Source organism: Frankia sp. Allo2 (assembly GCF_000733325.1).
Classification (GTDB): domain Bacteria; phylum Actinomycetota; class Actinomycetes; order Frankiales; family Frankiaceae; genus Frankia; species Frankia casuarinae.
On sequence record NZ_JPHT01000071.1, the window covers coordinates 1 to 9,132 of the forward strand.

Sequence of the window (9,132 nt, forward strand, 5' to 3'; positions counted from 1 at the left end):
AGGGGCGTACTGCGGTCCGCGTCACGTCGTCGATCATTGAGCGCGTGAGCGCCCCAGATGCGACGATGTCAAGGGACTGACATCGGATGTTGGCTACGGAGGCCCCAACGCGTGAACATCGTCGTTACCGTCAAGCAGGTTCCTGACACCTGGGCGGAGAAGAAGCTCGACGCCGCGGACAAGACCGTCGACCGTAAGAGTGTCGACAGCGTCATGAACGAGATGGACGAGTACGGGGTCGAAGAGGCCCTGAAGATCAAGGAAGCGCACGGGGGCGAGGTCACCGTCGTCACGATGGGACCGGCCAAGGCGGCCGAGACGATCCGCAAGGCCCTGTCGATGGGCGCGGACAAGGCCGTGCACCTGACGGACGACTTGCTGCACGGGTCGGACGCGCTGGCGACGTCCGCCGCGCTGGCGAAGGTGATCTCCACGCTGTCACCCGACATCGTCATCACCTCCAGCGAGGCTTCCGATGCCCGTGGCGGCGTCATCGGTGCCCTGTTGGCGGAGCGGCTGGCCCTTCCCCAGCTCACCCAGGCCCGCAAGGTCACGGTGGATCCGGCCGCGGGTAAGGTCACGATCGAGCGTCTCGCCGACAACGGCTACGCCCTGGTCGAGGCAAGCCTGCCGGCCGTGGTCGCCGTGGTCGAGAAGATCAACCAGCCGCGTTACCCTTCGTTCAAGGGCATCATGGCGGCCAAGAAGAAGCCGCTGACGACGTTGTCCGCCGCGGACGCGGGTCTGGACGCCGGTGCGGTCGGGCTGGCCGGCGCCACGTCGACGGTCGTTGCCTCGGAGCCCGCGCCGCCGCGGTCGAGTGGCACGATCGTCAAGGACGAGGGCGACGGCGGCACGAAGGTCGCGGAGTTCCTCGCGGCGCAGAAGCTTATCTGAGGGGTTTTGTCCGATGGCTGAAGTTCTCGTGCTCGTCGAGCACGCCGATGGTGAACCCAAGAAGGTCACCGCGGAACTGCTGACGCTCGCCCGTTCGCTCGGCGAGGCCGCCGCGGTGTTCCTCGGAGCGCCGGGCACCTATGCGAAGGCCAAGGAGTACCTCGCGCAGTATGGCGCCGCCAGGGTCTACGTCGTCGAGTCGGAGGACGTCGTCGGCTACGTGGGCGCGCCGGCGGCCGAGGTGCTGGCCAAGCTGGTCGCGGACGCGTCGCCGGCCGCCGTTCTGNTCGCCGCCACCGCGGACTCGCGGGAGATCGCGGCCCGCGTCGCCGCGAAGACCGACTCGGGCCTGATCTGGGACGCTGTCGCGCTGACCCCCGATCTGGTCGCCACCCAGGGTATCTTCGGCGGCTCGACGATCGTCACGTCGAAGGTCGTCAAGGGTGTTCCGGTGGTCGTCGTCCGGCCGAACTCGACGGCGCCCGAGGCCGCCCCGGTGACGCCGTCCGAGCAGACGGTGGACATCGCGATCTCCGACGCCGCGAAGGGAGCCAAGATCGTCGACCGCGTCGTCGAGGCGAAGTCCGGCCGCCCGGACCTCACCGAGGCCCAGGTCGTCGTCTCCGGTGGTCGCGGTCTGGGCGCCGCCGAGCACTTCACCCTGGTGGAGAAGCTGGCCGACACCCTCGGCGCCGCGGTCGGCGCGTCGCGTGCCGCTACCGACGCCGGGTGGTACCCGCACCAGAACCAGGTCGGGCAGACCGGCAAGACGGTGTCCCCGCAGCTCTACATCGCGGTCGGCATCTCCGGCGCGATCCAGCACCGGGCCGGGATGCAGACGTCCAAGACGATCGTCGCGATCAACAAGGACCCGGAAGCGCCGATCTTCGAGTTCGCGGACTACGGGCTGGTCGGCGATCTGTTCAACGTCGTCCCGCAGCTCATCGAGGCGATCGAGAAGCGCAGGGCCGGCTGATCGATCCCGCGGACCGGCCACGGCCGGGCGTCCATCCGTCTCGGCGAGGGTGGCGCCCGGCCGTCGTTTAGGATCCACGCCCGTGCGTCACCTCCGCGGGTCCTCGCGCACCCGGAGCACCACCAGCGTGAGGTCGTCGTGGTCGATCTCGCCCGCGTCCTTGAGCTGGTGGGCGAGCCCCTCCAGGTTCGGCTTGCGTAGGTCGGGAAGTCGCCGCCAAACCTCCGGATCAGTCCACGGCAGGGTGTAGAGCCACTTGCTGATCGCGTCGCTGCCGAGCAGGAAGACCTCCCCCGCCTCGGCGAAGCCCCGCCGCACCCGCACCGGCCAGCCCTCCCCGGTCGGCGCGAGCCGACGGGCCCGCCCGAGGTCGCTGGGCACCAGGTCGGGGGTGCTCGTGAAGGCTGCCGATGCGGAGTACGGGAAGAACTCGGGTTGCGCGCCCGCCAGGATGGCCTTCGGCGAGGGCACCCGGACCAGGCAGGAGTCGCCGACCGCGATCGCCTCCCACTCCAGCCGGCCGTCGTGTTCGTTCTCCTCGCTCCTGAACTGCAGCCCAAGAAACGTGGCGAACGCCGCTTCCGTCGCACCGACGCCCTGGAACCGCCAGTCGTCGGGATCGACCGTCGGCGGGCTCAGGTTCCAGATCCTGATCGTCTCGCGGAACCATTCGTAGATGCCCTCGGCCGAGGCCCCGATCGGCGGCGGCGCGTTGACGTATCGCGTGACCAGCAGGTTTGCCCACCGCCGCACGTCGACCCCCTCCGACGCGCCATCCGCGACGGCCGCCCGCCGGCGCGCCGTGCTCACCATCGTCGCGTCTTCGGAGGCATAGCCGCTGTTTTTCGGCAGCCACACCTGCACACGGCCCGTGACCCGCACTCCCGCACCTCTCCTTCCTCGGGACCCACCGCAGCCGTCGGCCCACCGCCCCACTCAGGCGTCGACCTGAGCCACCTGGGTGCCGACGGTGAGGGCGAGGACGATCGCGTCGGGTGTCGCGTTGGAGACGAATCCCCGGGCGCCGGGCCGGGTCTGCANGCCCAGGCGCTCCGCCGCGGTGCGCATCAGCGGCGGCAGCTCGCTCGACATCCGGAACAGCCCGCGAGCCCACTCGTCGGACAGCTCGGACTCGGCCGCGGGGAAGGTGGTGGTGGTCTGCGCGACCGCGGAGATACTGATGTTGAACAGCAGCAGGTTGCCGTCCGCGGTGCGCAGTGACCGTAGCCGGTCGGCCCACATCTGCACCTTCTCGGGCTCGCCGTCGGTGGCGGCTCCATCGGTGATGTTGATGATGATCGGGGGGAAGGAGTCCTGGTGGCTCTGGGCCCAGCCGGAGGCGAGGCTCCCGGCCATGTCGAGGGCGGCGCACATCGGGGTGAGGCCCGCCCCGAACGGTTCGAACCACACTGGCATCGAGGAGCCGTGCCGCTCCTCCCGGCGCAGTACGCAGGAGAAGAGGTCCGGTACCGAGACCAGCCACTGGCCGGCGAGCGCTCCGGTGAACAGTGAGCGGGCCTCCTGGCCGCTGTAGCCGAGCACGGCGATGTCGTAGTAGGGACGCGGACCCTCGCCGCGCTCCTTGCTGCACCGACGGATGATCATCGCGAGGGTGTCGTTGACGATGTCGGCGAGGGCCTGCGCCTTGGAGATGCCGGGACGCCCGGCGATCGGGTAGTTCATCGAGTCGGACTGGTCCAGCAGAAAGATGAAGCAGCCCGGGGCACGCCGGTCGATCTGCTTGGTGTAGGGCATGGGCGTCGCGCTTCCTCAGGAATCGGATCAGTACCGGGGGAGTCGGATCAGTACGGGGGGAGGTGGTCGTCGGCGGAGAGAGCGCCCGGGGGATCGTCCGCNGGGTTCGTNGGGAGGATGTCCGGCCAGGGCTCGCCGGCGCCCACCCGCCATGAGTTCGGACATGCGCGGCAGGCGTAGGACGCGTCGACCTGGACGCTCCCGCACGAGCACTGCGGGTCCTCCAGCAGCGTCCGTCGATCGATCACCTCGACTCCGATCGGATGGACGGCGGCGCCCGGTCCCGGGGGGGCCGGGCGCCGAGGCGGGAGCGGACGCTGGGAGGCGGCCGGCGGGAAGTCGGCCGGCGGTGCCGGCCGCGGGTACCTAGCCGGCCGGAAGTCGGCCGGCCGGAAGTCCCGGGGCGACGTCGGTTCCGGGTAGGTGCCGCGACCGGTCACGGCGTGGATGAAGCCGGCCAGCGGAACCACGGCAAGGCCGACCGCGAAGATCAGAAGCCAGCGCAGCGCGGTGCCGATCCGGCCGGGGCCGTGGGTGCCGTCGTGCACCGAGGCCGGCACCAGGACCTTGTCGTCGTCACCGATCGCCTCGACCGTGTCCGGAAGTGCCTCGGCCACCTTGTGGACGTCCGGGCGGGCACCCGGACCGACGGCGACGAGCAGCCGGGCGCCGACCTCGGCGAGCCGGGGGACGTCGGCGGCCGGCACCCCGAGCAACGAAACGCCGGCCGTGGACGATGCCGCAGGTGGGGTGTAGGCGGTGAAGACCGGGCCGTCCTTTCCCGTGCCGCGGGTGAATCGGGGCGGGAGCGGGACGTGGAGCAGCTCACCGTCCTTGAACGGATGATCGGCCACGGCGTCCGGGTTGATCCCGAGTGCCGCGGCGATCTGCTCCCGGGTCTCCCCGGCCCGCACCTTGTACTGGATGAACAGCTCGGGCTCGTCCGGCTGCGGCGCCGACGACGCCACGAGTATCACCTGGTTGACGTCGTTGCCGCCGGCCGCCCGCAGGGCCTGGTCGGCGGAGGTCGTCACCAGGATCCTGATCGGCGACGGAGCCGTTCCGCCTCCGCCCGAGATCAGGCCGACGACGGCGATCGTGACCGCGGCCACGAGGATGCAGACCCCGATGATCCGCCGGTGGCGGCTCGGCCACGCGGTGTCGTCCGGCCCGCCTGACGGCGCCATGCCGCCTCCCATCGGTTGTCTCGAGTGTCTCGAGCCTTCGGTCGTCTGGTGTCATCCCACGGTGAGGATGATCAGGATGAGTGCGAGGATGGCCAGGGCCGCGAGGACGAGAGCCGCCGTGCGCGACCCGGAGCCGCGGTTCGGCACGGATCCGGAGGGCGACGCCCGCCGCGCCCCGTCGCCGGCCGCGGAGGTCGCGCCGGCCCGGCTGGAACCCGAGGCGTCACCGGCGCCCGCGGCCGTGCCGCCCTGACCCGCCGAGGGACCGGTGTTCGGCGATGTCCTGGTCGTCGCGTCCCAGAGATTCCGTCCCGCGGCTGGGGTGGCCGGGGTGCCTGGGGTGGCTGGAGCTCCCGACGGAGAGGGCGGGGTCGGCGGGGTCGCCCAGCCCTGGCTGGGATCGATCGGCTTCGTCGGGACGGACGCCTGGCTCGGTTCCCACCAGGAACTCCCCGCGCCGAGGGACGGCGCGACCGCCTCGCTGACAGGCGCGTCCGGCAGGGCGCTGTCGGCGTCGCGCAGCAGCGTCGGCAAATCGACGTCAACCGCCGGCGGCCCGAGACAGAAGCGCCTCAGCAGCGGGACGAGCCGACGGACCTCGCCGTCCCGGCTTGCGGCGAGTCGTGACCAGATCGGCGTGTGGTCGGGCTGGGCGAGGTCGGACGCGCTCAGGATGAGGTTCTCGTCGCGGTGGAACTCTTCCCACAGGGCCGGGTCGGCGGCGACCGCCAGCACCGAGAGGTAGATGACGAGACCCGGGAAGGTGTCGACGCGGCGGTCCCAGTAGCCCGTCGACTGCCGGCGGGGGNGCTGGTAGTGGCGATGTCCATGCTCGTCCGGCGGCAGGTGCGCGACCGCCGGGACCCAAACCGAGTCCAGGTCCACGAGGCGTACTGAACCTTGTTCGGTGACGAACACGTTGCCGTGCTGCAGATCGCCATGGGCGATCTCGGCCTTGCTCATCTCACCGAGTAGAAGCTTCCATCCGGCGGCGAGGTCACGCAGTGCTTCCGGAGATGCGAGGTGCTGGCGGACGTAGGTCCGCAGGGTGGTGCCCTGGACCTGGTCCATGACGACCACCGGCCACCATTTCTCGCCGACCCGCACTCCCTGCGCGACCCACTCGGCTTTCGGGAAGGCTGACAGTACCCGATGACGACGTAGATGATTCGTTACCGCCGCATAGCGTTCGGCTCCGCCGGTCAGCGGCCGGGTCGGACAGCGCAGCGCGAAGGCACTGCCCGTCGCCGCTCCGAAGAAAACGACCGCCGACTCGCCGGTGACCTGCACCGGGGCACCGAAAGCGTCCCGTTCGAACCGGGCGGTCCGCAGCCGTGGATCCGTGAATACCTCCGCGCCAGTGGAGACCGCAGCCTCGAACTGACCACCATTCGGCCAAACTCCCGCGCCGAGCACGCCGCTTCCCCCTGGGACGGACCGTCGGAAGTAACCGCCACCGTCGTTCAACCGGTGATCGTCCTTGCCCGTCGGACATTAGCCGACCGCGGATCGGCTTGTCCATGTGCTCGGCGGCCGAGAAGCCCGTGGACCTCAGGTGATCGCCGTGAGCCCGCCTCAGGATGGTTTCTTCGTGGAGGCGACCGCGATCGGGGATCGGCCTGTCGCCGGCCGCCCCAACCATTCAATCCCACAATTTCACGGGGTCGGGTTCGCGGCGGGTCGGGTTCGCGGCGGGTCGGGTTCGCGGCGGGTCGGGTTCGCGGCGGGTCGGGTTCGCGGCGGGTCGGGACTGGGCCGTGGCGGCCTGCCGGGTTTCGTGCGCCGGGTTGCGCGTTCCGCGGGGCCGAGGTCGGTGCGGGCCGATCGCGGGTACGCTCCACCTCTTCCGTCGCTCCAGGTCGGGAGAGACCAGGTTGGTACCGGTGGTGGATGTCGGCCTCCAGGCCGGTTTCCGGTGGTCGGAAGGGTTGCCGAGGGCGGACGGGTCACAGCCGGGTTTCAGTTACGGCCGGGTTTCACGAGGTACCGCAGGTACCGACGGTCGATCGGCGAGCAGAGAGGCGCCAGGACGATGTCCCAGTCGCAGGAGGCGTTCCAGCCATGGGAGGCGGGCGGGCCGCGGGACGTCCGCGCGTCGGGCAAGGAGCCCGCGGGTGCGGAGCCGGCGCGTGCGGACGGCCGGAAGACCTTCGCACTCGCCCTCGACATCGGGGGAACCAAGATCGCCGCCGGTGTCGTCGCGGGGGACGGCACGATCGCCGCTCAGGCCCGTCGCTCCATGCCGGTCCCGCGTCCGGCTTCACCGGCTTCACCGGCTTCACCTGATCCGGACGGCGCTGGGCCGGCGTCGGCCCGGGCGGCAGGGGTCGATGCCGAGGAGGTCTTCGCCGTCGTCCAGGACTGCCTCGACGAGGCGCTCGCCGCGGCGCGGATGCGTCCGGACGAGATGACGGGACTCGGCTGCGGGTGCAGCGGTCCGATGGACTGGCCGGTCGGTGAGGTCTCCCCGTTGAACATTCCGGCCTGGCGGGGATTCCCGTTGCGGGCGCGGCTGCGGGACGCATACCCGGGCGGCCCGGTTTTGATCCACAACGACGCCGTCGCCCTCGCCGCCGGCGAGCACTGGATGGGTGAGGGCCGTGGCGTGCGCAACATGCTCGCCGTCACCGTCTCCACCGGCGTCGGAGGCGGCCTGGTTCTCGGGGGCCGGTTGCTGCACGGCACATCCGGCAATGCCGGCCATATCGGTCACATGGTGGTGGAGGCCGACGGACCTCCTTGTCCGTGTGGGGGACGTGGATGTCTGGAGGCGCTCGCGTCGGGTCCGCGGACGGTGGCCTGGGCGATCGGCGAGGGCTGGGTGCCTTCGGGGGATCAGCCGGCCAACGGTCGCGTGCTTGCAGCCTCGGCACGGGCCGGCGACGGCGTCGCCCGGCGGGCCCTCGCCCGCGCGGGTGCTGCGGTGGGAGCCGGACTGGCCTCCTGCGCGAGCCTGCTCGACCTGGAGGCCGCCGTGGTGGCTGGCGGGTTTGCGCAGTCCGGCCCGATCTTCTGGGACGCGCTGTCGGCCAGTTTCGATCGTCACACGGGGTTGGCGTTCACCCGGCGGATGCAGATCAGACGGAGCTCCGATCCCAGCCGGATCGCGCTTCGGGGGGCCGGCGCCTTCATCCTCGCGCCGGAGCGGTACGCCTGGGAGGGCTAGTACCGGCCGGTACGACGTTTTCTAAGACGTCGCCTGGTGTGTCGGTCTCGCCTGGTGTCCCCTCCTCCTCAAACATGCCTCGCTGGCGCGTCTGCCCGGCCTCACAGCCTCGCGGCTGGGTAGACGCGGGAGGGGCAGGTGTAGGGAGCGTGCGGATCGGAGGTTCGGGTGGTTTGGGGATCGCTGACCGGGGTACCCCCGCATCGGACCCGGTGTCTGCGCCGGCGGGCGGACGGCACCGGTGAACGAGGGACGAGGCGGGCCTCGGCAGCGGTTCGGCGAGGGAGGGAATCGGCGCGGGGGCCCGGAGGTTGTCAGCTGCAGGGATTGCGCACTGTCAACCGTCGGTGCCAGAAAGTTATGTCCTCGCGTCCGCTCACCATGCCCGGACTCGTGTATAGTTCCTCTTCGTCGCCCACCGAGCTCCTCCGGGAGCCGGGCGTCGCGCAGGACCAGATCTCCTCCGAGGGGGCGTAGACCCCCCGAGGAAACGGGCCGCGGACGGTGCGATAAGGTACGAGAGTGGCAAACACCGGTACGTGGGTAGGTTAACTACCGGGCCGGAGTGATTTGACACAATCAAGCCAAAGCTCATAATCTAGGAAAAACGTTCCGGTTGATCGCTTTGAACGCGAACGTCCGGAGTGTGCAAGAAGGTAAGATCTGTTCGGATGTGAACATTTCGCACAAAAAGAAGCGATTTGACACCGCCGGGCAAGCCGAGTAACTTAAAGAAGCACCAGAACGAAGCCCTGAGGGTGGAGGTCTGGTAGCGCCTGCTCCTTGAGAACTCAACAGCGTGCCGATTGTCAGTGCCAATTGTTTTACCCCGTTCATGGCCTGGCTGGGTGGTGTCCCACGTGGTGGGGTGGCTGTCTGGTTGGGTTGTGAGGGATTCCTTTGGACACGGTGGTGGGCCTGTGAGGGTCTGCTGTCGATGTCGGGGTCTGTCGATGTTTTTGCATCGGCGCTCTCAATGCATTGATGGAGAGTTTGATCCTGGCTCAGGACGAACGCTGGCGGCGTGCTTAACACATGCAAGTCGAGCGGGGAGCTTCGGCTCTCAGCGGCGAACGGGTGAGTAACACGTGGGCAACCTGCCCCGAGCTCTGGAATAACCTCGGGAAACCGGGGCTAATGCCGGATATGAC

At 69.8% G+C, this 9,132-nt stretch carries 6 protein-coding genes and 1 rRNA gene; 4 read left to right on the forward strand and 3 right to left on the reverse strand.

Going from position 1 to position 9,132, the window contains the following annotated elements:
* The first annotated feature begins 111 nt into the window (after positions 1-111).
* Both ALLO2_RS22320 and ALLO2_RS22325 read left to right on the forward strand, forming a co-directional pair.
* Complete coding sequence (locus tag ALLO2_RS22320; RefSeq protein ID WP_011438035.1) at positions 112-897, forward strand: electron transfer flavoprotein subunit beta/FixA family protein; 786 nt, start codon at positions 112-114, stop codon at positions 895-897.
* Between the two features lie 13 nt (positions 898-910).
* The gene (locus ALLO2_RS22325; RefSeq protein WP_035734595.1) at positions 911-1,873 is read left to right on the forward strand and encodes an electron transfer flavoprotein subunit alpha/FixB family protein; all 963 of its coding nucleotides are present in this window, start codon (positions 911-913) and stop codon (positions 1,871-1,873) included.
* Positions 1,874-1,960: 87 nt separating this feature from the next.
* Here the strand turns inward: ALLO2_RS22325 and ALLO2_RS22330 are convergent, their stop codons facing one another.
* The 3 genes from ALLO2_RS22330 to ALLO2_RS28505 form a co-directional block, all read right to left on the reverse strand.
* Positions 1,961-2,755, reverse strand: coding sequence for a hypothetical protein (locus ALLO2_RS22330; RefSeq protein WP_023841113.1), 795 nt, complete (start codon positions 2,753-2,755; stop codon positions 1,961-1,963).
* Positions 2,756-2,809: 54 nt separating this feature from the next.
* Entirely contained in the window at positions 2,810-3,628 is an 819-nt protein-coding gene (locus ALLO2_RS22335) for a vWA domain-containing protein (RefSeq protein WP_035734597.1), read from the reverse strand.
* 1,238 nt (positions 3,629-4,866) lie between these two features.
* Positions 4,867-6,282, reverse strand: a complete 1,416-nt coding sequence (locus ALLO2_RS28505; protein WP_051868868.1) for a phosphotransferase — start codon at positions 6,280-6,282, stop codon at positions 4,867-4,869.
* Positions 6,283-6,847: 565 nt separating this feature from the next.
* Between ALLO2_RS28505 and ALLO2_RS22350 the strand changes: the two genes are divergently transcribed.
* A complete protein-coding gene (locus tag ALLO2_RS22350) occupies positions 6,848-7,981 on the forward strand; it encodes an ROK family protein (RefSeq protein WP_023841114.1) in 1,134 nt (377 codons plus the stop codon).
* Between the two features lie 981 nt (positions 7,982-8,962).
* Positions 8,963-9,132 (forward strand): 16S ribosomal RNA (locus ALLO2_RS22355); the annotation flags it as partial.